Consider the following 26,502-nt stretch of genomic DNA (forward strand, 5'->3'; position numbering starts at 1 on the left):
CCGTGTCCGCCATTCGTCACGCCCTCTCCACCAAGCGCGAGGACGACTTCGCCCAGTGGTACCAGGAAGTCATTTCCGAAGCCGAAATGGCCGAGGAGTCGGGTGTTCGCGGGTGCATGGTCATCAAGCCGTGGGGCTACGGCATCTGGGAGCGCATCCAGCGCCTCATGGATGACCGGATCAAGGCCGCCGGCGTCACCAACTGCTACTTCCCGCTGTTCATTCCGCTTTCGTATTTCGCCAAGGAAGCCGAGCACGTCGAAGGCTTCGCCAAGGAAATGGCGGTCGTCACGCACCATCGCCTTGTCGGCGACGGCAAGGGCGGCCTCGTTCCCGATCCCGAAGCGAAGCTCGAAGAACCGCTGATCGTCCGCCCGACTTCGGAAACGGTGATCGGCGCGGCCATGGCACGCTGGGTGCAATCCTGGCGCGACCTGCCGCTCATGGTCAACCAGTGGGCCAATGTCGTGCGCTGGGAAATGCGCACTCGCATGTTCCTGCGCACCAGCGAGTTCCTCTGGCAGGAGGGCCACACCGCTCACGCCGACCGCGACGATGCCATGACCGAGACGCTGCGCGCGCTCGAAATGTACCGCGACTTTGCCGAGACCGAGCTGGCCATGCCGGTGATCGCCGGCGAAAAGCCCGAGAATGAACGCTTCCCCGGCGCCGTCGCGACTTATTCGATCGAAGCCATGATGCAGGACGGCAAGGCGCTCCAGGCGGGCACTTCGCACTACCTCGGCACGGGCTTCGCAGAAGCGGCCGGCATCCAATATCAGGACAAGGAAGGCACGCAGCAATACGCCCACACGACCAGCTGGGGCACTTCCACCCGCATGGTCGGCGGCGTCATCATGACGCATGGCGACGATGACGGCCTGCGCGTTCCGCCGATGATCGCGCCGCAGCAGATCGTGATCCTGCCGATGCTGCGCGACAACGACGAGGACGAGGCGCTGCTCGCTTATTGCGAAGACTTGCGCAAATCGCTGGTCACCCAGTTCGCCCTGGGCGAACCGCTGCGCGTCCTGCTCGACAAGCGTCCCGGCAAGGCCACGCAAAAGCGCTGGGCCTGGGTCAAGAAGGGCGTTCCGCTAATCCTCGAGATCGGCGGCCGTGATGCCGCCGGCGGACAAGTCTCGATGCTGCGCCGTGACAAGCTCTGGAACGAGGCTGCGAAGGCAAACTTCGTGGGCATGGCCAAGGATGCGTTCGTTTCGCGCGCCGCTGCCGAGGTCGAGGATATCCAGACCGCGCTCTTCGCCGAAGCCAAGGCCAAGCTGGACGCGAACATCTCGCGCGCGGACAGCTTCGACGAACTTGCCGCCTTCTTCTCGGAAGAAAAGCGCTACCCGGGCTGGGTGGAAGTCGAATGGTCGCGCCCCACCGGCGAAGCGCTTGAGGCTGTCGTCCAGAAGCTGAAAACGCTGAAGCTCACCATCCGCAACACCCCGCTCGATGCTGCGCCGGTGTCCGGCAATTGTGTGTTCACCGGCGGTCCGGCACTTGAGCGCATCTACGTCGCAAGGTCCTACTGATCTGAAGGGGAAGAGGACGTGTTGGGATCGATCAAGTACAACCTGACGAACCTGATGAACTTCAAGGGCCGGGATGCCCGGCAGACCTTCTGGTTCTACGTTCTCTTCCTCGTCGTGATCCAGTACGCCGTGGGCATGGTGATCGCCATGCCCATGATGGGCGGGATCATGAAGGGCGCCTTCATCGCCGCCCAGCAGGGCGTCTCCGGCGACGACATGAATGCCCGCGTCATGACCCAGATGGCGGGCTACATGCGCACGTCGATGACGGTCTCGACCATCGTGTCGCTCACGGCAGGCCTGCTGCTGATCGCCTCGTTCGCCCGCAGGTTGCACGATTCCGGCAAGCCTGCCTGGATCTCGCTCCTGACATTCCTGCTTTCGGTCACGTCCAAGGCGATAGTCTGGTCCAGAATGGATGAAATCGTCTCCACCATGGAGAAGGTTTCCGCGGACAATCTGGAGACGGCTTTCGCCATGCAGTCGCGGATGGTCACCGCGAGTCTGCTGGGATATCTCGCCATCCTGATCGTGATAATCTTCGGCGTCTGGCCATCCAATCCCGGCCCGAACCGCTACGGCGAAGCACCGGTTCGCTTCTGACCCTCTTGCCAAGCCGGCTATCCGGCGTGACAAGCGCCTGCATGAACAAGATTCTGGTTGCCGCAGCTCTTTCCGCCACGATCCTTTCCAGTCTTCCAGCAAGCGCTTCGGACGAAACTGGGCCCACGGCATCCGTCTCCGAAGCCCGCATGCGCACGGATGTCGCCAAGCTGGTCTCCTTCGGCACCCGTCACACGCTGTCGTCGGACACTGATCCCAAGCGCGGCATCGGCGCCGCGCGCCGCTGGGCTGCGGATGAATTCCGCAAGACGTCGAAAGCCTGCGGCGGCTGCCTCGAAGTGGTCATGCCAGAAGCGATGGTCAGCGGCACGCGCATTCCGGCGCCGGTCAAGATGGTCGATGTGGTCGCCATCCAGCGCGGCACCGAGCGGCCGAACGAAGTGGTGATCGTCGAGGCCCATATCGACAGCCGCGTAACCGATGTGATGGATGCCAAAAGCGATGCTCCAGGCGCCAATGACGACGGTTCCGGCACGGCGCTCGTCCTTGAAGCCGCCCGTATCCTTTCCAAGCGCAAGTTTGCCGGCACCATCGTCTACGCAGCACTTTCCGGCGAGGAGCAGGGGCTCTACGGCGGCAAGCTTCTGGCGGACTACGCTAAGAAGCAGGGCTGGACGGTCAAGGCCGTGCTCAACAACGACATTGTCGGCGGCACGCATGGCTCCGATGGGCTGGTCGACGACAAGAACGTAAGGCTGTTTTCCGAAGGCCCGCGCGCCGATGCCACGGACAAGACCCGCGCGGACGCCCGGCGCTTCGGCGGCGAAAACGACAGCCCGGGACGCAATATCTCGCGCTTCATCGCCGAACTGGCGGGCGATGTGCAGAACGACTTCGCCGTGAGGCAGGTCTGGCGCGCCGATCGCCTGGGCCGCGGCGGAGACCAGTTGCCCTTCCTCGAACAGGGCAATCCGGCCGTTCGCTTCTCGGTGGCCATCGAGGACTACGACCACCAGCACCAGGACCTGCGCACCGAGAACGGCGTGACCTACGGCGATACCATCGACGAGATGGACTTCGCCTATCTCGCCAAGGTGACGCGCCTCAACATCGCCGCGCTGGCAGCGCTTGCCGCCGCGCCGATGCCGCCGGCTCCCACGGCCGATGCGGCGGTGAAGACCTGGACCGACGTCACCTGGAAGCCGGTTGCCGGTGCCGCGGCGTACTCCGTCTGGCGGCGGCGCACCGATGCCCCCTCCTGGGAAGCGCAGCCGCTGGTGGCGCGCACCACGGAGACGAGCGTCAAGCTGGACGGCCTGCGCGGAGACGACTGGATTCTCGGCGTTCGCTCCATCGCGGCCGACGGCAGCGTCAGCCCGATCGCGGCAGCCGTACCGGGCGGAGGGTTTACTCCGCTTGCCCAATTGCCTTGATCCCTTCCTTGGTTGAATTTTACCGGTGGGATAGAGGGATGGGGGACATCTTTTTGCAGATATCCGGAAGACTGCCGCTCTGCGGGCAAGGGCCATCGCCGCGAGGCTTGCTGGCACGGGGCGAAGTAAATCTTTGTTGTCGGGCAGCGGGTTGGCGTGACAGTCGCCAATCGGGAACAGCACAAGCCCACCAGTTTGGAGAACGGGCGATTTCGGGTAACGGTGGGCACATATGGCACTGACGCAGCATTTCGATTTTCTGCACGTCATTGCGGGCATGCTCGTCGGCGTGCTCGTGGGGCTGACGGGCGTGGGCGGCGGCTCGCTGATGACACCGCTGCTCGTGCTGCTGTTCGGCGTAAATCCGCAGACGGCAGTCGGTACCGACCTTCTTTTTGCCGCCATGACCAAGATCGCGGGTTCTGCCGTCCACGGCAAGCGCGAGACGGTGGACTGGCGCATCGTGCGCCGCATGGCCTGCGGCAGCGTTCCCGCGGCTATCCTGACGCTCGCGACGCTTTCCTGGTTCGGCAAGGTCGGCAATTCGACCGAGCGCCTCATCATGGTTTCGCTGGCCGTGTTGCTGGGCGTGACGGCGCTTGCGGTCATATGCCGCAAATGGCTGCTGAGGCTGGCCCATGACATCGATCCGATCCAGCCCCGTTCGCGGGTGCTGACGGGAACCGTGCTGCTGGGCGCCGCCATCGGCGTTGCAGTCTCGATTTCCTCGGTCGGCGCTGGCGCCATCGGCATGACCGTGCTGCTGGTACTCTACCCCAAGCTCCCCGTGGCCCGCATCGTCGGTTCCGACATTGCCCATGCGGTGCCGCTGGCCCTCATCGCCGGCTTCGGTCACTGGATGATCGGCGACGTGGACTTCCCGCTTCTGGGCGTGTTGCTGATCGGCTCGATCCCGGGTGTCGTGATCGGCAGCTACTTGTCTTCCCATGCCTCGGACCGAATTCTCCAGCCCTTGCTGGCCTGCGTTCTGGCCGTTTCTTCCTGGCAGTTGTTCCTCAAGGCCAATGCCGGCGAAAAGCCTCATGCCGTGCCCGTCACCGCGCCGGCCGTGACGATCGCGGGCGAGGCGGCGGCCAAGCAGCCCTGAACCATTCTCGCGTACCGGGCGGCGGCATCGCCCCATCGGCATGCCGCCGCCATTGCAATGAAGGCCATTCCGGCGCATGGCGGAAACCATGCCTCCCAAGAACCGGCCCGAGCCTGGCCTCCCGACGCGCGAGCAAATCCTCGACTTCATCCAGAACTCGGCCGAACCCGTCGGCAAGCGAGAGATCGCACGCACGTTCGGGCTGAAGGGTAACGAAAAGATCCAGCTCAAGGCACTGCTGAAGGACATGGCCGAGGAAGGCCTGATCGACGGCAAGCGGACCGCGTTTCACCGCATGGGCGGGTTGCCCAAGGTCACCGTACTGCGCGTCGTGGACGTGAGCGAGGGCGAGCCCATCGCCGTGCCGGACACCTGGGCGCCCGACGATGCCACGCCGCCCCCGCGCATCCGCCTGATCGAGAAGGGCCGTTCGGCGCTCAAGAAGGGCGACCGGGTGCTGGCGCGCACGGAGGAAACGCAGACCGGATGGCGTGCCTATCCGATGAAGAAGCTGATGCTGCGTTCCGAGCAGCTTCTCGGCGTTGTCGAGATCGATGGTGCGGGCAAGCCGTGGCTGGCTCCGGTCGACAAGCGCATCCGTAACTCCTCGCCGATTTCCGACCTGGGCGGTGCGGAAAAGGGCGAGCTGGTACTGGCCGAGCCGATCGGCCGTTCCGCACGTCCCTCGGTCAAGATCACCGAAGTGCTTGGCGAGCCATTGGCGCCCAAGGCCTTCAGCTTGATCGCCATTCACAAGCACGGCATTCCGAACCATTTCGAGAGCGAGACGATTGCCGAGGCCGAAGCTTCGGCCAAGATGCCGCTCAGCCATGAACAGCGCGAAGACTTGCGGCACCTGCCCATCGTCGCCATCGACCCATCCGACGCGCGCGATCATGACGATGCGATCTGGGCCAAGCCTAACGCGGAGGGCGGTTTCGACGCGCTCGTCGCCATTGCCGACGTGTCCTTCTACGTCCGTCCGGGCGGCGAGATCGACCGCGAGGCACGGCGCCGCGGCAACTCGGTCTATTTCCCCGACCGCGTCGTGCCGATGCTGCCCGAAGTGCTCAGCGCCGACGTCTGCTCGCTGCGCTCGGGCGAGGACCGCGCGGCCATGGCCTGCCATCTCAAGGTGGACGGGCAGGGCAAGGTCACCGAATGGCGCTTTACCCGCGCGCTGGTGCGGATCGACGAAGTCATCGCCTATGAGGAAGCCCAGGCCCGCATCGACGAGGGCAGGGCGGAGCACCATCTCCAGGACCTCTGGGCCTGCTGGAAGCTGTTGGCCGAGGCCCGTCAGGCGCGCGACCCGCTGGAACTCGAACTGCCCGAACGCCGGGTGAAGCTGGACGAGCAGGGCCGCATCACCGAAATCGCCATCCGCGAGCGGCTCGATGCCCACCGCGTTGTCGAAGACTTCATGATCGCCGCCAACGTGGCCGCGGCCAAGGCGCTGGAGGCCAAGGTGGCCCCGGTCGTGTACCGCGTCCACGAGACCCCGAGCCGCGAAAAGCTGACCGCGCTCAAGGACTATCTGGCAACTTTCGGCCGCAATCTCTCGCTGGGGCAGGTCATCACGCCGGGCCTGTTCAACCGCATGCTCAAGGACATCGCGGACGATAGCGAAAAGGCGCTCATCATGGAAGCCGTGCTGCGCAGCCAGACCCAGGCCTATTACGGTCCGCGCAACGAAGGGCACTTCGGCCTCGCGCTCGCTTCCTACGCGCATTTCACCTCGCCGATCCGCCGCTATGCCGACCTTCTCGTGCACCGCGCGCTGGTCGATGCCTATGGGCTGGAGCAGCCCCGACCGCAGGGCGACATCCCGGCCACCTCGGGCCTTTCCGAGCGCGACCGTGACGATCTGGGCCGGGTCAGCGATGCCATCAGCCAGGCCGAACGCCGGGCGATGGAAGCTGAGCGCGAGACCATCGACCGCTATGTCGCCGCCTGGCTTTCGGGCCGCGTGGGCCAAGTGTTCGACACGCGCATCACCGGCGTGCGGAAGTTCGGCTTCTTCGCCACGATCATCGGCCTGGGCGGCGACGGCCTCGTGCCGGTCTCGACCCTGGGCGACGAGCGCTTCGGCTATGACGAAAAGGCGCAAGTCCTGGAAGGCGAGAGCAGCGGCACCGCCTATGCCATGGGCCAGATCCTGCGGCTGCGACTGGCGGAAGCCAATCCGCTGACCGGTGCGCTCAAGTTCGAACTGGAAGAAGGCGGCGGCCGCATCGAACCGCGCGGCCGGCCGCAGCCCCTGAAGAAGAAGGGCAAGCACTTCGTCTCGCCCCGCGGCCGACCGGGGAATATCCGGCACCAGGGGCGCAAGAAGAAGTAGCGATTCAAGGCTTGATCGTCCCGGACCTGATCCGGGACGGCGGCTTTCTCAGGCGAACGATAGACTTCGCGGTATCAGCTCAGGCGCTCGATCGCTTCGGCGTCGAGGGTGCCGGGGATCACGAAGACCGGGCAGGGCATCTGCCCCAGTCCGGCGCCGGTGAAGTGCGTGACGAGCGGCCCCGGTCCGCCCTCCTTGGCAGCGCCGAGCACGAGGGCCGAAACCTCTCCGTGCTCTTTCAGGTATTCGCGCACGATCTTGATGTCTTCTCCCATGCGAACGGAGATGACCGGCATCTTAGCGCCTTGTGATAAAAGGTTTCCGGCAGCGGCCGTCACCAGCGTCTCGGCGCGGGCGCGGGCCTCTTCCTCGATGGTGGCCTGGACCCCTCCGAAAGCATTGAACGGCTGGGGTGGAACCACGGCGAGAAGATGCAGCGCGCCATCGGTCTTCGCGGCGCGGCGCGCGGCGAATTGCAAGGCCACCAGCGCCTCTTCCGTTTCGTCCACGATGACCAGGTAGATGCGCATGGGTTTCCTCTCGATGCGGGCTTATCGGGCTATTCAGGTCATGGTGCAAGCCATCACGAATGCGAAAAAAGGATCGTGAAGGCGCTTGTGCGCGCGCGCCAACTTGTCCAAGGAAAGGCGGACCCCGCATACCTCCCCAAGGAAAACAAGGGACACACAAGCTTCCATGCCAATCGACATCAAGATGCCCGCCCTGTCCCCCACTATGGAAGAGGGAAAACTGGCAAAATGGCTGGTTAAGGAAGGCGACACCGTCAGCTCCGGCGATATCATGGCCGAGATCGAGACCGACAAGGCTACGATGGAGTTCGAAGCCGTCGACGAAGGCACGATCGGCAAGATCCTGATTGCCGAAGGTACCGACGGCGTGAAGGTCGGAACCGTGATCGCCATTCTCGCCGGTGAAGGCGAAGACGCCAGCACCGTTTCGGCTGCACCGGCTGCTGCTTCCGCTCCTGCCAAGGCGCCCGCGGAAGCCAAGGCCGAAGCGCCGAAGGCTGCCGCACCTGCGCCTGCCGCCTCCGCACCTGCGCCTGCCGCTTCGAAGGAAGGCCGTATCGCCGCCTCGCCGCTCGCCAAGCGGATCGCTGCGGACAAGGGCGTCGACCTCGCTGCCGTGAAGGGCTCCGGGCCCAACGGCCGCATCGTGCGCGCCGACGTGGAAGGCGCCAAGTCCGCGCCGGCCAAGCCTGCCGCCGCTGCGCCTGCTCCCGCCGCCGGTTCGGCCGAAGCCAAGGCCCCGGCTGTCGAGATGGCGGCGGAAACCCGCGCGCTGCTCGACGACCGCATCCCGCACTCGGTCGAGAAGCTGTCGGGCATGCGCAAGGTCATCGCGCGCCGCCTGACTCAGTCGATGCAGGAAGCGCCGCACATCTACCTCACCGTGGACGTGCGCCTCGACAAGCTCATGGCCCTGCGCGCCGAGATCAACTCCATGCTCGAAAAGCAGGGCGTGAAGGTCTCGGTCAACGACATGCTGATCAAGGCGCTCGGCCGCGCTCTGATCGACGTGCCGGAGTGCAACGTGACCTTCGCCGGTAACGAGCTGATCAAGTATGCGCGCGCCGACGTTTCGGTCGCCGTCTCGATCCCGGGCGGCCTGATCACCCCGATCGTCCAGAACGCCAACGGCAAGTCGTTCTCCGAAATCGCCAAGGCGACCAAGGACCTCGGCAAGCGCGCCAAGGAAGGCAAGTTGCAGCCGGGCGAGTATCAGGGCGGCACCGCCTCGATCTCGAACATGGGCATGATGGGCATCAAGCAGTTCACCGCCGTGATCAACCCGCCGCAGGCGACGATCATCGCCGTGGGCGCGGGCGAGAAGCGTCCGTGGGTGATGCCCGACGATTCGCTTGGCGTCGCCACCGTCATGAGCGCGACCGGCAGCTTCGACCACCGCGCGGTGGACGGTGCCGACGGTGCCCGCCTGATGGCCGCATTCCGCGAATACATCGAAACGCCGCTGGGCATGGTCGCCTAAGTGACCGAGACACGACGTGACCCGGTGATCCGGGTCACTGCCATGCCGGCCGACGCCAATGCCTACGGAGACATCTTCGGCGGCTGGCTGATGAGCCAGATGGACATGGGTGCCGGCCTCGTCGCCGCCCGTCGCTCGCGCGGACGCGCGGTGACGGTGGCGATGGACGGGATGCAGTTCCACCTGCCCGTAAAGGTAGGTGACGAAGTCTCGGTCTACGGCGAGATCCAGCGCGTGGGCCGGACTTCGTTGACCATCGCCATCGAAGCCTGGCGCCGGCATCGGCACGAAGAGGAAGAAGTGAAAGTGACGCAGGCCGTGTTCACTTTCGTCGCGGTGAACGAATTCGGTCAACCGCGCGCCATCGATCAGGAGAAGTAAGACAGTGGCTGATACCTACGACGTCATCGTCCTCGGTTCGGGCCCCGGCGGCTATGTCGCGGCCATCCGCGCCGCCCAGCTGGGCCTGAAGACCGCCATCGTCGAGCGCGAGCTGCTCGGCGGCATCTGCCTCAACTGGGGCTGCATCCCGACCAAGGCGCTGCTGCGCTCGGCCGAGGTGTTCCACCAGATGCAGCATGCCAAGAACTACGGCCTGGCCGCGGACAACATCACCGCCGACCTCGCCGCCATCGTCAAGCGTTCGCGCGGCGTTGCAGCCCAGCTCAACGCCGGTGTCACGCACCTGATGAAGAAGAACAAGATCACCGTCCACATGGGCACCGGCAAGCTGGTGGCCAAGGGCAAGCTGGCGGTGACCGACAAGGACGGCAAGACCGCCGAAGTCTCCGCCAAGCACATCATCGTCGCCACTGGCGCGCGTGCCCGCGAACTGCCTTTCGCCAAGGCCGACGGCAAGCGCATCTGGACCTATCGCCACGCGATGACCCCGGCCGAGATGCCGACCAAGCTGCTGGTCATGGGTTCGGGCGCCATCGGCATCGAATTCGCGAGCTTCTACAACGACATGGGCGTTGACGTCACCGTCGTGGAGATGCTCGACCGGATCGTGCCTGTCGAGGACAAGGACGTCTCCGCGTTCCTCGAAAAGGCCCTCACCAAGCAGGGCATGAAGATCCTGACCGGCGCCGGCGTCGAGGCAATCACCGCCACCGACAAGGGCGTGAAGGCCAAGATCAAGGGCAAGGACGGCAAAGTCGCCGAGCACGATTTCAGCCATGTCATCTCGGCCGTGGGCATCGTGCCCAACACCGAGGAAATCGGTCTGGAAGCGCTCGGCATCAAGGCCGATCGCGGCTTCATCCAGATCGACGACTACGGCCGCACCAATGCCGCCGGCATCTGGGCCATCGGCGACTGCACGCCCGGACCCTGGCTCGCCCACAAGGCCAGCCATGAAGGCGTGACCGCTGCCGAATCGATCGCCAAGGAACTCGGCAACAAGGACGTGCACCCGCACGGCCTCGACCGGAACAACATCCCGGGTTGCACTTACTGCCACCCGCAGATCGCTTCGGTCGGCATGACCGAAGAGAAGGCCAAGGAAGCGGGCTACACCGTCAAGGCCGGCACTTTCCCGTTCATCGGCAACGGCAAGGCGATCGCGCTGGGCGAACCGGAAGGCTTCGTGAAGACCGTGTTCGACGCCAAGACCGGTGAACTGCTTGGTGCCCACATGATCGGCGCGGAAGTGACCGAGATGATCCAGGGCTACGTCGTGGGCAAGACGCTGGAAACCACCGAGGCGGAACTCATGCAGACCGTGTTCCCGCATCCGACGATCTCGGAAGCGATGCACGAGTCGGTACTGGCCGCTTACGGACGCGCCATCCACATCTGAGCTTTCGCGTCATGTGAAAAGAGAAGGGCGGGTCCTCGCGGGCCCGCCCTTTTTTTGTGTGTGCTTCCAGTTCAAACGCAGGGAGCTTCACACTTTCAAACCCATTTTCGTCATTGCGAGCGTAGCGAAGCAATCCAGAGTCGCGCAGAGCCGCTCTGGATTGCTTCGCTACGCTCGCAATGACGAAGGGGGAGGGGGCGCCACTTCTCTACGCCTCCACTTCTCTACGCCTCCACGTCTTTGCGTGCTCTAAAGAAAAGCGCGGTCGCTGCCTTCGCGGGCATCACGAGATTTCAATGCGAGCGGGAACTTGGCGATAAGCCGCAGCGAAAAGCTGCGCCTCCCTCAATCGTAAGACTTCGACAGCAGCACCAGCGTCGGATCGCCGAAAAACGGCTCCGGAAGGAAGCCCTTGTCGCGTTCCACTTCGATCGCAGCGCTGTTCTCGCGGCTCTCGATGGCGATCACCCGCTTGCACCCGCGCTTCTCCGCCTGATTGCCCAGGAAATCGAGCATCGCCCAGCCCACGCCCTTGCCCTTGTGATCGCCGCGCACGGAGATCGCCACTTCGCCGGTGTCGCCCTGGTCGTCATAAGCCAGCACGCCCGAAGCCACGATATGCCCCTGGTCGGAGAAGCCCAGCCACGATTCGGTCTGGTAGTGATCCGCCTTGACGATCGGCGCGATCTGCTGCGGGCTCACCCGGTCCGCGGCCGCGAAGAACCGGAAGCGGCGATCGTCTTCGGTCACCTGCTCGAAGAACTGTGCCAGTGCCTCGGCATCGCTTTCCCGCGCCGGGCGAACGTCGAGGGCGATCCCGGATCGGGTGGGCAGGGTGATGGCGTCATTGAGGGACATGGATAGAGAACTCCGGCTGTATCGGGGGTGGTTCGTGTCGGATTTCTAAGCCTTTCTAGCACGCACGGCCTTGATCGAGATCATCGCGCCGCCCGGTAGACGCGCGAAGGCTAACACAGCGTGCCGCTTATGTCCCGCTGCCGAGACAAGTCGCCGGAAGACAGTGGCGCTCGGCGGAACATCGGTTAATGTGGCGGGGAAACGGCGGCTTCCAGGCCCGCCGGGAACGAAATCTGCCGGAGAGGATACCGGCAAGAGGAGAAGGACATCATGGCCGAGGCCATCTATCCCGTGCCCACCGAGTGGGCCAAGAACGCCCTGATCGACGAGGCGCGCTACCAGGACATGTACGCCCGTTCGCTGGAAGATCCCGAAGGTTTCTGGCGGGAGGAAGCGCAGCGGATCGACTGGATCAAGCCGTTCAGCGTGGTCAAGCAGACCAGCTTCCACGAAGCGGACTTCGGCATCTCGTGGTTCACCGACGGTACACTCAATCTCTCCGCGAATTGCCTCGACCGTCACCTTGCCGAGCGCGGCGATGCCGTGGCTATCCTCTGGGAACCCGACGATCCGAAGAACCCGGAACGCCGCATAACCTACCGTGAACTTCACGAGTCCGTCTGCCGCTTCGCCAACCTGCTGAAGGCCCGCGGAGTCGAGCGCGGAGACCGCGTGACCATCTACCTGCCGATGGTGCCCGAGGCCGCGGTCGCCATGCTGGCCTGTGCGCGGATCGGGGCGATCCATTCCATCGTCTTCGCCGGCTTCTCGCCCGACGCTCTGGGCGGCCGTATCCAGGACTGCGACAGCCGCATCGTCCTCACATCCGACGAGGGGCTGCGCGGCGGCAAGAAGATCCCACTCAAGGCCAATGTCGACGAGGCGCTCAAGGCCTGCCCGGGCGTAGAGACGGTCATCGTCCTCAACCACACCGGCGCCGACGTGCCGATGGTCGAGGGACGCGACATCGACTGGGCCTCGGCCGTGGCGGAGCAGTCGGCCGATTGCCCGCCCGAAGAGATGAATGCCGAGGATCCGCTGTTCATCCTCTACACGTCCGGTTCCACCGGCAAGCCCAAGGGCGTGCTGCACACGACAGGTGGCTATTCGGTCTGGGCTTCGATGACCCACGAATACGTCTTCGACTATCGACCCGGCCAGATCTACTGGTGCGCGGCGGACATCGGCTGGGTCACCGGCCACTCCTACGTCGTCTACGGGCCGCTGATGAACGGCGCGACCACGGTGATGTTCGAGGGCGTACCCAACTTCCCCGATCCGAGCCGCTTCTGGCAGGTGGTCGACAAGTTCCAGGTCGAGATCTTCTACGGCGCGCCCACCGCACTGCGGGCTCTGATGCGCGAGGGCGACGACTGGGTGAAGCAAACCTCGCGCCAGAGCCTAAGACTGCTGGGGTCCGTCGGCGAACCAATCAATCCCGAGGCCTGGTCCTGGTATCACGACGTCGTGGGTGAGGGGCGCTGCCCCATCGTCGACACCTGGTGGCAGACGGAAACCGGCGGCGCCATGATAACCCCGCTGCCGGGCGCTACCGCGCTCAAGCCGGGTTCGGCCAGCAAGCCGCTGTTCGGGGTGAAGCCGGTCCTGCTCGACAACGAGGGCGGCGTTCTGGAAGGGGCGGCCGATGGCTGCCTCGTCATCGCCGATAGCTGGCCCGGCCAGATGCGCACCGTCTGGGGCGATCATGAACGCTTCTTCCAGACTTATTTCTCTACGTTCCCCGGCACTTACTTCACCGGCGACGGCTGCCGCCGGGACGAGGACGGCTACTACTGGATCACCGGCCGGATCGACGACGTCATCAACGTATCGGGGCACCGCATGGGCACGGCGGAAGTCGAATCCGCGCTCGTCGCCCATCCGGCCGTGGCAGAAGCCGCGGTCGTCGGCATGCCCCACGAGATCAAGGGGCAGGGCATCTACGCGTTCGTCACGTGCAATGCCGAAATCGAGCCCGACGAGGATCTCCGCCGCGAGCTGATCAAATGGGTTCGCCACGAGATCGGTCCGATCGCCACGCCCGACGTGATCCAGTTCGCGCCCGGATTGCCCAAGACCCGTTCCGGCAAGATCATGCGCCGTATCCTGCGCAAGATCGGCGAGAACGATTTCTCGAACCTGGGTGATACCTCGACCCTGGCGGATCCCTCCGTCGTCGACAATCTGATCGCCAACCGCCCGCAACCCGCGACGGCCTGACGGGCAAGTGCTGCTCCTGGGCGCTGTCAGGACCCAACATGCGGCCCTGACAGCGCCGACAACTGGACAATCGGCAAGCAAGCGGGGAAATCCTGGCCGCGTCGAAGCGGCACGCAGCATTTGTGTCATGGAAGGTACGTAAGGTTTCCCTCACGTAACTGAGGCGAATCCATGAACGCGACCCTAGCGGCAACCCCGGCCAGTACCCGACCCGATCTCGAGAAAGGACTGGGCGCCGCAGGAAAGATCGGCTTCGGTGCCGCCATCGTCGCCGCTATCGGCTATGTCGCCTACAGCGTCTACACGGATGCGGCGGCCGTCGGCGTGGAGCCGACCACTTACCTGCCGTTCGTGCTGCTGTTCATCGCCCTGCTGATCGCTCTCGGCTTCGAGTTCGTGAACGGCTTCCACGATACCGCCAATGCCGTGGCCACGGTGATCTACACCAATGCCATGCCTGCCAATGTCGCGGTGGTATGGTCGGGCTTCTTCAACTTCCTGGGCGTGCTCGTTTCCACGGGCGCCGTGGCCTTCGGCATCGTATCGCTGCTGCCGGTCGAACTGATCCTGCAAGTGGGCTCCAGCGCGGGGTTCGCCATGGTTTTCGCGCTGCTCCTGGCGGCGATCCTGTGGAACCTCGCGACATGGTGGCTCGGCATTCCCTCGTCCAGCTCGCACACGCTGATCGGCTCGATCATCGGTGTCGGTGTGGCCAATGCCATGATGCACGGCAAGAGCGGAACGGCCGGCGTGGACTGGAGCAAGGCGGCCGAAATCGGCCAGGCGCTGCTGTTCTCGCCGCTGATCGGCTTCGGCGTGGCAGCGCTGCTGTTCCTCGCCATGCGCGTGCTCATCCGCAAGCGCGAACTCTATGAAGAACCCAAGGACGGCCTGCCGCCGCCGCTCTGGATCCGGGCATTGCTGATCTTCACCTGCACGGGCGTCAGCTTCGCGCATGGCTCGAACGACGGCCAGAAGGGCATGGGCCTGATCATGCTGATCTTGATCGGCACGGTTCCCACCGCCTATGCCCTGAACCGCGCGGTGCCGGAACGCTACATGGCGGAGTTCCACTCCCAGTCGATCGCCGCCGAAACCGCCCTGGTCGGCAGCAGCAACGGCAGCGTCGAGGCGCAGGGCGTCAATCCGGCCGAGGCGCGCCGTCAGGTGACGACTTATATCGCCGAAAAGACGTTCACGCCGGCCACGCTTCCCGCACTTTCGGTCCTGGTCCACGACGTGGATGCGCAAGTCGGCCAGTACGGCTCGCTGGCCAAGGTTCCGGCGGCCGCGGTCAGCAACATCCGCAATGACATGTATCTCGCTTCCGAAGCCATCAAGGGGCTGGGCAAGCAGAAGCCCGAGGCGCTTTCGGAAAGTGCGCAGAAGACGCTCGCCACCTACAAGACCTCGCTGGACGCGGGCACCCGCTTCATCCCGACCTGGGTGAAGATTGCCGTTGCCTTTGCGCTGGGCCTGGGAACGATGGTGGGCTGGCGCCGTATCGTCGTCACCGTGGGCGAGAAGATCGGCAAGACGCACCTGACTTACGCGCAGGGCGCGGCCGCCGAACTGGTCGCCATGGGCACCATTCTCGGCGCGGACCACCTCGGTCTTCCGGTCTCCACCACGCACGTCCTGTCATCGGGCGTCGCGGGCACGATGGCGGCGAACCGCTCGGGCTTGCAGATGAGCACGATCCGCAACCTGCTCATGGCCTGGGTTCTCACGCTTCCGGTCTCGATCGTGATGGCCGGCGTTCTCTACATGATCTTTGCGCAGATATTCTGATAGTCTTCCGATCCGTAAAGACGGAGAGACTGCATGGCGAAAGAGGCGCCGGGACTGATCCCGGTGGAACCGGCGCATGGTGGCATGGGGCCCGGCTTGATCTGGGGCATGGATGCCACCCCCGACGGCGCTTTTGCCATTACCGACTGCGAGGTCCCGCCGGAGGGGCGGTTTCGCTGGCTTCACCTCAATCTCGCGCATCAGCGCACGCGGCGCTGGATCGAGCAGTTCGACACCCTGGCGCCGGCCGCCCGGGAGCTGCTCCTTTCCGCTGACACGCACCAGCGCGCCCTGGTCGAGGGCGAAACCGTGGCCTGCGTACTGCACGATTTCGAGCGGGACTTCGACGTGGCAGATACGGCGCGCGTCGGCGGGCTGCGCATGGCGCTGATGCCCGGGCTGATGATTACGGCCCGGCTCCATCCAATCCGCTCGGCAGACATCGTGCGCAATCGCCTGTCGCGCTGGGTGGGGGGCTTCGGAGAATCCCAGGCGCTGGAGATGCTGGTGGGCGCCATCAGCGAGAACATCGCCGACATCTGCCGCGCGCTCAGCGCCGAAGTGCAGCATGTCGAAGATATGTTTCTCGACGCCCGCGATCCGCCCAAGGCGCGCGACCTCATCGGCATCCGCCGCCGCCTGGCACAGATCCAGCGGATCATCTCGGGCATGCGCGGCGTGTTCCAGCGTCTCGAAAAGGACGAAGACCTTCCCGAGGTGCTGCTACCGACCGTCGAGAAGATCGCCCAGCGCATCCAGTCGCTCGACGGGGATGTGCTCGGCGTCCAGTCGCAGCTGCGCCTGCTGCGCGAGGAACTCGACATTCAGGAATCGCAGCGGACCAACCAGAATCTTTATATTCTCTCGATCATCACCGCGCTGATGCTTCCGGCGACGCTCGTGACCGGGATCTTCGGCATGAACACCGGCGGCCTTCCCTTCGCGAACGGCCCTTATGGCACCATCCACGCCACGCTCATCGCCGGCGGAGCGGCCATCGCCACTTATCTGCTGCTCCGCTGGATGGGTTTCATGCGCCGCTGAGCAGGGCGCCCCCGCCTTGCTTGCCAGGCTTTCCCTTGCGCGAAATTTCATCGTGGCGCCCGTCGCAAACCCTGTTGTGCGAACCGCGGGCCGTGATAGCCTGTCTCGAAATTGCAAGAAAGGGAGAGCTGGATGCCGCTGATCGAACGAGCCGCACAAGCGCTGGCCAAGGCGCAGCATGACGGTGACGAATTCCACCGTCTCACGCCGGATGCACAGGAACAATTGAGAGAGAACGTCCGCACCGTCATTCGGGCGCTTCGCGTCCCCACCCCCGTGATGTGCGAGGCGGGCCACAAGCTGCTGGAACACGAGCGCGGGCACTCGGTAGGGAACAGCGACGCGCATGACGCGTGGCAGGTCATGATCGATGCCGCTATCGGCAGCATGAAACCCGCCGGAAACGGCTAGGCCTCTCGCCAGGCCGCCGATGGCCGATATCGGAAGGGCCGGGTCGTATCTGGCCTGACTGTCCAGATCGATCGGGCAGGTCTCACGGTTCGGCTGTCGCTGCACCGGGAGAGATAATGGTCCGCGGTGCCTGCGAGGATAGGGCGATGTCATGAGCGAGGCACTATCCGAACATCCGCCTGCTCATGACGCGCCCGCTTCCATGACAGAACCTGCCGGCGTCAGGACGCGGCAGATTTGCCTGACGGCCCTGATCGCCGTGCTGGCGATCTGGATGGCGCGTGAATTCCTGACGCCTCTTGCCTGGGCGGCGGTTATCGCCATGGCCGAATGGCCACTTTACCGGCGCGCGCTTCAGCGGTTCCCGAATCACCCTGCGTGGCTTGCGACAGGCTTTGCGGTCGTAACCGCACTGGTCGTCATAGGGCCGCTTTCGCTGGCTGCGGTCACGCTGATGCAGGAAAGCCAAGCGGCGATGCACTGGCTCCAAGAGGTTCAGCAAACCGGCATTCCGATGCCGGCGTGGCTGCCATCGTTGCCGTTGATCGGAAACCGTGCCGCGCTCTACTGGCAGCAGTATATCGGCAATCCCCAGGCTGCAAACGCCTTGCTCGGCTCTTTCAGCGCAAGCTCGATCCTCACCTGGACGCGGTCGATCGGCAGCGAAGTGGCCCGGGAATCCGCGTTGTTCCTGGTCACCTTGTTCGCCCTGGTCTCCCTGCTTTCCCGCGGCATGCTGATCGGCCGACAGGCCCGCGAGGTGTCGATACGGATGTTCGGCGTTTTCGGGGGCGACTTCCTGGAGCGGATGGTCGGAGCCGTTCGGGCGACCGTCAACGGCACGGTCCTCGTCTCGGTGCTGGAAGGCGGCATCCTGGGGATCGCCTACGCCGTGGCCGGCGTGCCGCAGCCGCTGCTGTTCGGGACTTTCACGATTGCGCTGGCGCTGGTGCCTTTCGGCGCCTGGGCCGCTTTTGGTCTGGCCAGTCTCATATTGATCGGCACCAGCCATGTTCTGGCCGGGTGCCTGCTGTTCGGCTTCGGCGTGACGGTGATGACCGTTGGCGACAACGTCGTGCAACCGGCCGTGATCGGCAGCGCGGTAAAGCTGCCATTCCTGCTCGCCATGATCGGCGCTTTCGGTGGGCTGGCCGAACTTGGGCTGGTCGGGCTCTTCATCGGCCCCGTCATCATGGCTGCGCTGCTGCTCGTCTGGCGGCAGTGGGTCGAGCCGCGACCGGGCTAGGCGCCGCTGAAGGCCGCCCTGCGCCGCCGGCGAAGCCAGGCCGGAGGCGCAGGGCTGCCTTTCAGGCGGGGCTCATCGCCACGTCGAAATCGGCGCAGTAGTCGGCGAAGCGCTCGCGGATTTCTCCAGCGGTCAGACCGTAGTCGGCCAGATCGTAACTGTGCTTGCCGAAGCGGTCCTTGGGCTTGTCGTCCAGGTAGCGCTGCATGTTTGCGGCCGCTTCGCCGCTCAGTTCCTCGCCGAAATGCGCGTAGAGGCGGCGCATCGTGCCCAGCGGGTCGCGAAGCTGTTCGGTGTAGAGCACGTCATGGATCGCGTTGCGGCCATGGCGCCTGCGGAAATCGTTCTGCCGGGCGATCATGACCACGAACGTCTCCACCATGTCGCGGCCGATCGCCGCGCGGTCCACGCTCTCGCTGAACATGCGCCGCACGTTCCACACCAGGCTGCAGGCGGAGCCCACCACTTCCACCGGGTTCCGGTGCGTCATCACCAGACGGGCGTCTGGATAGACTTCGGTCAGCGCGTCCAGATAGAGCGGATGCCATGGGTTCTTCAGCGTCCAGCGGCCGGGCGCCTGCGATTGGAGAAGTTGCAGCAGGCGCTTCTGGTGGCGGAAGGCGGGCAGGTAGTCCGCCTCATCCAGAAACCAACGATGATAACTGGGAATGTTATACTGGGAATCAAAGACTTGGGATACGAAGCTCGGCGCCATTGAGAACTGGCACTCGCACGGACTGTCGCCATCCTCGTGATGAATCGCCGAAATGTGCGGCATGGCTTTCAGCGAATGGTCGATCTGCGCCTGCGCCGCCTCGTAGCGCGGCCCGGCGTGGAACTCCTCCGGCCTCGGCGGCGGGGTCGAGGCGAAGGCCTCCCACCGCAGGAAACAGCGGCGCGCCGGGTCTTCGTTGAGCAGGTTGATCGTCAGGGTCGTCCCGGTGCGGGGCAGGCCGAATACGAACGTGGGCCTTTCAACCGGGGCGTCCAGGATCTCGGGATGGCGGGCCAGCCAGTCCTCCACCCGCATGCGATTGGCGAGGTATTCGGTGGCATTGCGGGTGAACACGGCAAGGCCCATGTCCGTCAGGTTCGCCTCGTCCTCGATCGCTTCGGTCAGGATCCGCAGCGGCTCGCGGATTTCGACATCGTCCCAAGTGGTGTTGCCCGAGCGCTCGCGCGCGCCGGAGACGATCGTTTCGGCCAGTGTCATCCAAGCTCTCCCATTGCTTCGGGCACCGGTCGCCGGATAGTCGCTTCGACCGGACCATGGCGTTTTGCGCCACTTCTCTTGCCGGGAAGTCTGTTGCGGCGCGGCGCCGACGGCAATCGGCCGCTACATCGCGATCTGGCCGCGTTATGGAGATCAGGCCATATTGCGCCGCTCTTGCGGGATGCCTGTGTGTCGAGAAGGTGGCTCGGTCAGCCGGAACATCGAACCGAACCGATGTCCCGGCTTCACTGGCACTTACTTACCGCGAGCCACGCACTTGCCGCCGTCGGGGCCGACGTTGCCAAGGCAAGTCCGCACGGCAATCGTGGGCTCTGCAATGTCGATCAGGTGATTGCCGTCCGTCCGGCGCTCAAGGTCGAAGCCGTCATAGAGCTTGCCCGAAGCCGTGAAGGTGCGGAACTTCAGAGTGTCGCCTGAAACATCCACGACCTGATAGAGTTCGGTCGCTTCGGCCGTCTTGTCGGGCTGCGTGCGGGCGCGATCGTTCAGGCCGTACATCTTGGCGCCCGTTACCGACACCAGATAGACCGGCCCCTGGACTTTGCCGTCCTTGCGCATGGCTGCGGACGCCTCTCGCCCCGCTTCCGAGGTCAGGCGGCTGTAGCAATGGTCGTGCCCCTGCAGGACGAGGTCGACCTTGCGGCTGTCGAATACCGGCTTCCAGGCCTGCTTGACCTCCGAGGTGTCCTGCGGGCGAGCGCAAGTGAAGACCGGCTGGTGAAACAGTACGACATTCCACTTCGCCTTGCTGGAGGCGAGGGTCTCGTCCAGCCAGCGGGTCTGCTGCGCCATGGTGCCCAGATCGATCGCGGACGTGCCGTCCAGCACGATGAAGCGCACACCCTGATAATCGACGAAGTAGGTCGTGGCCTTCACGCCCGGCGCGCCATTCGCAGGCAGCGCGAACTGCAGCGGCCAATAAGGGCCGAGCTTGCGGCTTTCCGCCCCGTTGGGCAGTGCCACGTCGACATATTCGTGGTTGCCGGTAGCGGGCAACTGGGGAACGATGCTCCAGTTGTAGCCGCCGGCCTGATTGAATTCGCCCCACTCATCGTCATGATCGAGATCGTCGCGCTGGGCGGCGAGGTCTCCTGCGTGGAGCACCAGTTCGATCCCGCCATTGGCATGGAACGCTTGGCGGATCACCCGGCTGGCGTACGTCAGGATGCCATTCTGGATATCGCCGAGATAGAGGAACCGGAACGGCTTCGCCTCTGCGGAGGCGGTGCGGAACTGCATCCATTCCGTCCAGCCCGCGCTGCCTTTGAGGCGGTAGGCATAGACGGTGTCGGGCGTCAGTTTCTCGAAGCGGAGTTGGTGGTAGAGCGCGGGACCATTGGCGCTGTCCTTGGCCACACCCGGCGTGCCGGTCACAAGAACCGCTTTCTCTTCCAGCGTCGGCCCGTCCACGGCGATGGCGATCTGCGCCTCGCTGGCGGTCTGCGCGACGTCGGTGCGCCAGGCCACGGCCATGCCGGTGCTGGGGTCGGCTGCGGGGGTCAACATGATCCGATCTGGCAGATTGCGCGAGGCATAGGGCGTGCCTGCCGAGCGCGGAACCGCCTGCTGCGCGGCCGAAGATTCTACGGGCCGAGAGTGTACCGCCGGAGATTGGGCCATGACGGGCTGCGCGATACAAAGCGCCAGTGCGGTAGCAAGGCAGGGGCGGGGCATGGATGGCATGGTTCGATGGCTCCGGAAATAGCGGCGCAGCGGCCCGGCCGTGTGACATCAGGCAGGGGGCCGGGCGGCAGCGGGGCCGACCTCGGCCCATCTCCAGAGGATCACGGTCCGCTTCTGAGGCTGTTTGCCGACGACGCCGGCACTCACGGGGCTACTTGGCCAAGGAAATGACGGTTGCATGACACTTGCGTCAGTTTCCTGCCATCCTTCTCGGATAACCGGGCGAACGCGCCCGCGAAACCGGTGGCCGGAGATAGCCAGCGCAGGCCTCGGATCAGTCTACGGGCTGGATGTTCCTGAAGACAAAGCCGCACGGTCTTTACTTCAAGAGGTCAGTCTATTCCGCGGTTAACGATCAGGAGCGTTGTTGCCCCTGATCGTTCACAACGCTTGGTGTTCACAACGCTTGGATCAGCCTTGTAATTCGAGATGAAATCAGGACATCAGCGCATGGTCATGCCCATCCTTATTTCATCCCAATTTTTACTTGATAGCGTCTTCACCAGCCTGACCCACGGACTGCACATCGCGGCCAGCGCCTTTGACGGTATTGCAGGCAGCCACAGACATCACGACGCTTCCCGCGATAATGGCAATGATTATTTTCTTCATCTTCATGTTTCCGGTTCTCAGGCAGCCTTCGTGACTGCGAGAAGGATCAAACCTCTAAAATCCCCCGGGTTCCGGTACTTTCGATCGAATGTGAAATTTTGATCGGACAGTACCTTCCGCCGGCTTGGAACAGGGCAATTTCAGCTGACCAGAGCCTGAATGGCCGGCCATTGCTCCTCGACGGCGGCACGGCCCGCCTCGATCGCGCGGCGGATCTTGGCGGGATCGAACTCCAGCGTGTCGGAGAACTCTTCGCGGGGCTCGATCACCCGCACTTGTGCGAAGCGGTATCGGGATATCTGGTTGTCCAACGGAAGCAGCAACCGGGCCGCTTCGTTGGCAGGCGTTCCGCTGGCCTCCAGCGCGGTGAACATCTGGTCGCGCGCCGCGAGGACATCGTTGATCAGCGACGTGTTCATGAGGTCGTTCCGGGAGACCTCGGACTGCAAGAGGTTCACGGCGCGCAGCCCGATGTCGATCAGGCCGCCGTATTTCCTTGTCGAAGGGGAGCCGCTGGCTGGTGAGGCCCGAATGACGATGACGCCCGTAGGGTTGAGTTCGAGCGCCGCTCCCAGCGGGGTGACGTCTCTTACACCCCCGTCGACCCATTGTTGTTTGTCGCTGGTCTGGAGCGGATCGAAAAACACCGGCATCGCGCAACTGGCATAGACCCAGTTTTCGATGTTCGGGACGGTCTTGTCGATCGTCCTGAACTCCCCGCTCTGAAGGTTCACCACTCCGAGTCGCAGGTCGACGCCGGACGCAGCAAGCTTCGCAGGATCGGCGAACTGCTTGAGAAGGCGCCGGAGAGGTGCCGCGTCGTAGATTGCCTTCTCCCCGAACAGGACCGCGCCCGCCACGCCGCCGCGCTTCCTGAAGATATCCTGATCGCCGCGCAGCCCGAGCCATACGTCGAGCAGTCCCGGAATATCGTTCTGCGCAGCGGCAAGGGCCTGAATTGCGCCGGTGGAGGTTCCCACCACGATGGCAGGTTTAACGCCATGCTTGGTCATCAAGGCATCGAGAACGCCGACCTGAAACGCTCCCTTCGCGCCGCCGCCGCTCAATACTATCGCAAGTCTGGATGGCACCGTGTCTCTCCTGATCCGCGAGGAAGGCCGCCATGATATTATGACTGGCCGCGGGGCGCATCAGCAAAGATGTCATGTCACCCGGCTGCGACAGCCCTCCAGACTTCCATCGACGCTTCGATATCGAGACCTTTTCCAGTCACGGCCTGAATGCAGACATGGTCCGCACCCGCGGCCCAATGGTCATCGAGCCGCGCCTTGATCGTGGCCACGTCGCCCCAAGCGAACAAGCTGTCCACCAGACGATCGTCCAGCGCATCGATCTCCGCCACGCTGAACCCGAGCCTCTGCCAGCTGTTGCGATAATTGGGGTACTGCACATATTGCGAAAGCGCGCCGCGCGCCTTTTCGCGGGCGCTTGCCGGATCCTCGTCCAGAACCACACCTTGTTCAGGCGCCAGAATGCGCCCCGGACCGAGCGCCTCCCGGGCCGACCGGGTATGCTCTGGCGAGACGAGGTAAGGGTGGCTGCCCGCGGATCGGTCGCGTGCCAGGGCCTGCATCTTCGGACCCAGCGCCGCCAGACAGCGCGCTTCTTCAGGCAGGCCGGCGTCATCCAGACGGTCTAGATAGGAGGACATCACCGTCAGCGGCCGTGCGTAAGCCTCGCCCACGATATGCGAATGGCTTACGCCGAGCCCGAGAAACACCCGCTCCTTCCGCCCATCCGCCAGTCCGTTCCACCAGGCAGCGATCTCCTCGGGATCGTGCTTCCAGATATTGAGAATGCCGGTGGCTATCGTCGCATGCCGCGTGGCATCGAGCAGCCGTTCGATATCGCCCGTGACATCCCCGCCGATGCCGCCCGGGATCCACAAGGTTCCATAGCCCATTTCGTCGAGTTCCGCCGCCGCGTGGGCGGCCTGGCCAGCGTCGCCGAACCGCAATTCCATGGACCATACGCCGATCCGTCCAAGCGAAGGCATTGGCGTTCTCCCAAGCTGCCGGCGCGGAACACTGCATTGCGCCTTTGCCTTCCTCATAAGGGAGATCGCGCCAGGTTCGAGGAGGGTCTTCAACGCCCGAGCGGTATCAGCGCCCCGTTCGGGAACGAGGAATATCCGCGTCACGCCTGGTGGGCGGCAGTCTTCGGGGGTGATGGCGGACAGGGTGGGATTCGAACCCACGGTGAGCTTGCACCCACGGCGGTTTTCAAGACCGCTGCCTTAAACCACTCGGCCACCTGTCCTTACCGCGAGAGCGCATAGAGCAATCGGAGCGGCTTGCAAGTGTCGACTGCAGCGGTCCGGCCAATCCGTTTCCGGTGCGGCAGGTCACGCGATCGGGACGGAAGGCTGCTCGCTTGCGGTGACTGTCCACGGGGGATGCACGCCAGCCATTTGCAACGCCGCCGCATTGTGCAAGATTTGCGGGGATGACTGTCTCCCTGAAGCTACGTCCCTTGCGCCATCCTCTTCTTGTCGTCGCTCTGGCCATGTTGCCGACCGCTTCGGTGGATGCGCAGCCCGTCGTGCAGGACATCGGCCAAAGCGCCTATCAAAGCGCCGCGCCGCAGACCGTGGCGGGCCAGACCTTCCAGGCCTACCTGCAAACGGTTGGCGCGCGGGCTCGCCGCGAGGGTGTCAGCGATGCGACGATTTCGAGGGTTCTTACCGGACTGGTTCCGAATCAACGGGTTATCGAACTCGATTCGGCGCAGCCGAGCCGCTCCACCACGCCGCCGCCTGTCGCGCCTTATATCGCGCAACATGTCGGCTCCAGCATCATCGCCCGCGGGCGTTCCCGCTATGCGGAGCTTTCCGGCATCCTCCCCAGCATAGAGCGGCGTTACGGCGTACCGGCACCGGTGCTCTTCGCGATCTGGGGGCATGAAACCAATTACGGCAGCTATGTCGGCGACTTCGACCTGGCACGATCGCTGGCGACACTTGCCTGGGAAGGCCGCCGCCGCGGGCTGTTCGAAGGCGAACTGGTCGCGCTGCTGAAGATGGTGGACCAGGGCGTGCCCCCTTATCGCCTCAAGGGAAGCTGGGCAGGGGCCTTCGGCTATCCCCAGTTCCTGCCAAGCGTCTACTTGCGCCTGGCCGTGGACGGTGACGGCAACGGCACGCGCGACATCTTCACCAGCCCGGCCGATACGATCGCCTCGATCGCCAACTATTTCCGCGATTCCGGCTGGCGTCCCGGGCAGCCCTGGGGCGTTCCTGCCTCCCTGCCTTCGGGCTTCAACGCCAATGCCTACGGCAGCAAGCTCGCCGCGCCGACGTGCGACCGGGTCCATGCCCGTCACGGCCAATGGAAGACCGTTTCCGAATGGCGCGCCCTCGGCGTAACCGCGCAGCGACCGATCGGAGATTCGGTGCTGACCTCGCTGTTCCAGCCCGACGGTCCCGGCACGCCGGCCTATCTGTTAACCGGTAATTATCGGGTGATCCTCCAGTACAACTGCTCGAACTACTACGCACTGTCCGTGGGGTTGCTTGCAGATGAGATTGCCCGTTAACCATGCCCTGCCGCTCGCAGCGCTGTTTCTGACCGCTTCCCTGGCCGCACCGGCGCAGGGCAGTGAGAGCGCACCGGCGCGGATAACCGGACCCGCTGCGGATTACCCCGTCGTCGTGGGCGAGCCGTTCACCATCGGCGCCGTCACCTGGACGCCCGTCGACCAGCTCAATTACGACGCGGTAGGCTATGCACAAGTCGGCGACGGCACGGGGGTTACCGCGGCGCACAAGACGCTGCCTCTGCCCAGCTATGTGGAAGTGACCGCGCTGGACAGCGGCCGGACCATCCTCGTCCGGCTCGAACGCCGCGGCCCCATGACCAACGACGCGCTGCTGGAACTGGCGCCAGAGGCGGCCGCGCAACTCGGACTGGCGTCCGGCGCACGTTCTGCTGTCCGCGTCCGCAGGGTCAATCCGCCGGAAGTCGAGCGGGCCGCCCTGCGTAGCGGCACCCCGGTGCCCGCGCGCATGGAGACCCCGGAAGGCCTGCTCAAGGTTCTCCGCCGCAAGCTGGCGGAGCAATCGCCGCTGCTGCCGCCGCCCTCAACGCCGCCGACGATGCCGAAAGCACCAAATCCGAAAGCGCTGACCCCAGCGGAGCAGGCTGCTCCCGCCGCCCCGCAGGTGGCTGGCGCGGAACCGAAACTGCCGCCGCGCAAAGCCGCTCCGGCGTCTCCTGCGCCTTTCGTGGCCCCCGTGCCTGCCCCGAAGCCCCGGCCAAGCGCACCAGCTTCGCGCCCAACACCGGCCGTTTCCGCACCTCATGCAAAAGCCGTGACCACAACCGACAAGCCGGCTCGAAAGGGCAGCGAAGTGGTCCAGGTAGGGGCTTTCTCCGTCGAGGCGAATGCCCGCAAGTCCGCCAGCCAGCTTGGTGCCAGCGTGATCCAGGGCGGCAAGTTCTGGCGCGTCCGGATGGGGCCCTTCGCAAACCGTGCACAAGCTGCCGCAGCGCTGGAGAAGGCCAAGGCAGCAGGGTATAGCGACGCACGAATCCAGCGCGCGGATTGATAAAGGGTCGTTTCGCGCACGCCACCGCGCCCGTCCTG

General features: G+C 64.6%; 22 protein-coding genes and 1 tRNA gene. 15 read left to right on the top strand and 8 right to left on the bottom strand.

Going from position 1 to position 26,502, the window contains the following annotated elements; all coding sequences use genetic code 11:
* The first annotated feature begins 2 nt into the window (after nt 1-2).
* From proS to rnr, 5 genes are all read left to right on the top strand, one after another.
* On the top strand, nt 3-1,541 hold the full coding sequence (gene proS / locus EDF57_RS01860) for a proline--tRNA ligase (RefSeq protein ID WP_134092892.1): 1,539 nt from the start codon (nt 3-5) through the stop codon (nt 1,539-1,541).
* Between the two features lie 18 nt (nt 1,542-1,559).
* Nucleotides 1,560-2,144, top strand: coding sequence for a DUF805 domain-containing protein (locus EDF57_RS01865; RefSeq protein ID WP_132262755.1), 585 nt, complete (start codon nt 1,560-1,562; stop codon nt 2,142-2,144).
* Between the two features lie 41 nt (nt 2,145-2,185).
* The gene (locus EDF57_RS01870) at nt 2,186-3,538 is read left to right on the top strand and encodes a M20/M25/M40 family metallo-hydrolase (RefSeq protein ID WP_134092893.1); all 1,353 of its coding nucleotides are present in this window, start codon (nt 2,186-2,188) and stop codon (nt 3,536-3,538) included.
* A 232-nt stretch (nt 3,539-3,770) separates the two neighbouring features.
* Nucleotides 3,771-4,646 (top strand): sulfite exporter TauE/SafE family protein, encoded by an 876-nt coding sequence (locus tag EDF57_RS01875; RefSeq protein ID WP_207912806.1) that lies wholly within the window; start codon nt 3,771-3,773, stop codon nt 4,644-4,646.
* A gap of 88 nt (nt 4,647-4,734) precedes the next feature.
* Nucleotides 4,735-6,987 (top strand): ribonuclease R, encoded by a 2,253-nt coding sequence (gene rnr / locus EDF57_RS01880; protein ID WP_208324772.1) that lies wholly within the window; start codon nt 4,735-4,737, stop codon nt 6,985-6,987.
* A gap of 74 nt (nt 6,988-7,061) precedes the next feature.
* Here the strand turns inward: rnr and EDF57_RS01885 are convergent, their stop codons facing one another.
* Nucleotides 7,062-7,517: a universal stress protein gene (locus tag EDF57_RS01885; protein WP_086490535.1), complete on the bottom strand. Its 456-nt coding sequence runs from the start codon at nt 7,515-7,517 to the stop codon at nt 7,062-7,064.
* A gap of 166 nt (nt 7,518-7,683) precedes the next feature.
* On the opposite strand from EDF57_RS01885, the gene EDF57_RS01890 reads away from it, so the two are divergent.
* From EDF57_RS01890 to lpdA, 3 genes are read left to right on the top strand one after another with little or no spacing between them, the layout of a single operon-like run.
* Complete coding sequence (locus tag EDF57_RS01890; protein WP_134092895.1) at nt 7,684-8,997, top strand: pyruvate dehydrogenase complex dihydrolipoamide acetyltransferase; 1,314 nt, start codon at nt 7,684-7,686, stop codon at nt 8,995-8,997.
* 42 nt (nt 8,998-9,039) lie between these two features.
* Nucleotides 9,040-9,378: an acyl-CoA thioesterase gene (locus EDF57_RS01895; RefSeq protein WP_132264097.1), complete on the top strand. Its 339-nt coding sequence runs from the start codon at nt 9,040-9,042 to the stop codon at nt 9,376-9,378.
* A gap of 4 nt (nt 9,379-9,382) precedes the next feature.
* A complete protein-coding gene (gene lpdA, locus EDF57_RS01900; protein WP_134092896.1) occupies nt 9,383-10,798 on the top strand; it encodes a dihydrolipoyl dehydrogenase in 1,416 nt (471 codons plus the stop codon).
* Between the two features lie 345 nt (nt 10,799-11,143).
* On the opposite strand, the gene EDF57_RS01905 is transcribed toward lpdA, so the two are convergent.
* The gene (locus tag EDF57_RS01905; protein ID WP_134092897.1) at nt 11,144-11,656 is read right to left on the bottom strand and encodes a GNAT family N-acetyltransferase; all 513 of its coding nucleotides are present in this window, start codon (nt 11,654-11,656) and stop codon (nt 11,144-11,146) included.
* Between the two features lie 270 nt (nt 11,657-11,926).
* Here EDF57_RS01905 and acs point away from each other — a divergent pair, with 270 nt between their 5' ends.
* From acs to EDF57_RS01930, 5 genes are all read left to right on the top strand, one after another.
* A complete protein-coding gene (gene acs / locus EDF57_RS01910) occupies nt 11,927-13,876 on the top strand; it encodes an acetate--CoA ligase (RefSeq protein WP_134092898.1) in 1,950 nt (649 codons plus the stop codon).
* A 171-nt stretch (nt 13,877-14,047) separates the two neighbouring features.
* Nucleotides 14,048-15,667, top strand: coding sequence for an inorganic phosphate transporter (locus EDF57_RS01915; RefSeq protein ID WP_134092899.1), 1,620 nt, complete (start codon nt 14,048-14,050; stop codon nt 15,665-15,667).
* A 33-nt stretch (nt 15,668-15,700) separates the two neighbouring features.
* Nucleotides 15,701-16,711, top strand: coding sequence for a transporter (locus tag EDF57_RS01920; RefSeq protein ID WP_243840832.1), 1,011 nt, complete (start codon nt 15,701-15,703; stop codon nt 16,709-16,711).
* A 132-nt stretch (nt 16,712-16,843) separates the two neighbouring features.
* On the top strand, nt 16,844-17,122 hold the full coding sequence (locus tag EDF57_RS01925; protein WP_132262768.1) for a hypothetical protein: 279 nt from the start codon (nt 16,844-16,846) through the stop codon (nt 17,120-17,122).
* Between the two features lie 202 nt (nt 17,123-17,324).
* Nucleotides 17,325-18,368, top strand: a complete 1,044-nt coding sequence (locus EDF57_RS01930; RefSeq protein ID WP_166675159.1) for an AI-2E family transporter — start codon at nt 17,325-17,327, stop codon at nt 18,366-18,368.
* 61 nt (nt 18,369-18,429) lie between these two features.
* Here EDF57_RS01930 and EDF57_RS01935 read toward each other — a convergent pair whose 3' ends face one another.
* From EDF57_RS01935 to EDF57_RS01960, 6 genes are all read right to left on the bottom strand, one after another.
* A complete protein-coding gene (locus tag EDF57_RS01935) occupies nt 18,430-19,581 on the bottom strand; it encodes a sulfotransferase (RefSeq protein WP_134092901.1) in 1,152 nt (383 codons plus the stop codon).
* Nucleotides 19,582-19,836: 255 nt separating this feature from the next.
* A complete protein-coding gene (locus EDF57_RS01940; RefSeq protein ID WP_134093253.1) occupies nt 19,837-21,222 on the bottom strand; it encodes a metallophosphoesterase family protein in 1,386 nt (461 codons plus the stop codon).
* A gap of 546 nt (nt 21,223-21,768) precedes the next feature.
* Entirely contained in the window at nt 21,769-21,897 is a 129-nt protein-coding gene (locus EDF57_RS01945) for an entericidin A/B family lipoprotein (RefSeq protein ID WP_132264101.1), read from the bottom strand.
* Nucleotides 21,898-22,037: 140 nt separating this feature from the next.
* Nucleotides 22,038-22,988, bottom strand: coding sequence for a patatin-like phospholipase family protein (locus tag EDF57_RS01950; protein ID WP_166675160.1), 951 nt, complete (start codon nt 22,986-22,988; stop codon nt 22,038-22,040).
* 77 nt (nt 22,989-23,065) lie between these two features.
* Complete coding sequence (locus EDF57_RS01955; RefSeq protein WP_134092903.1) at nt 23,066-23,914, bottom strand: TIGR03620 family F420-dependent LLM class oxidoreductase; 849 nt, start codon at nt 23,912-23,914, stop codon at nt 23,066-23,068.
* A 173-nt stretch (nt 23,915-24,087) separates the two neighbouring features.
* Nucleotides 24,088-24,177, bottom strand: a tRNA-Ser gene (locus EDF57_RS01960).
* A 186-nt stretch (nt 24,178-24,363) separates the two neighbouring features.
* Between EDF57_RS01960 and EDF57_RS01965 the strand changes: the two genes are divergently transcribed.
* The gene (locus EDF57_RS01965; RefSeq protein WP_134092904.1) at nt 24,364-25,452 is read left to right on the top strand and encodes a lytic murein transglycosylase; all 1,089 of its coding nucleotides are present in this window, start codon (nt 24,364-24,366) and stop codon (nt 25,450-25,452) included.
* Nucleotides 25,436-26,464 (top strand): SPOR domain-containing protein, encoded by a 1,029-nt coding sequence (locus EDF57_RS01970; protein WP_134092905.1) that lies wholly within the window; start codon nt 25,436-25,438, stop codon nt 26,462-26,464. Before EDF57_RS01965 ends, EDF57_RS01970 begins: the two co-directional genes overlap by 17 nt.
* Nucleotides 26,465-26,502: the final 38 nt, after the last annotated feature.

Source organism: Novosphingobium sp. PhB55 (assembly GCF_004368805.1).
Lineage (GTDB): Bacteria > Pseudomonadota > Alphaproteobacteria > Sphingomonadales > Sphingomonadaceae > Novosphingobium.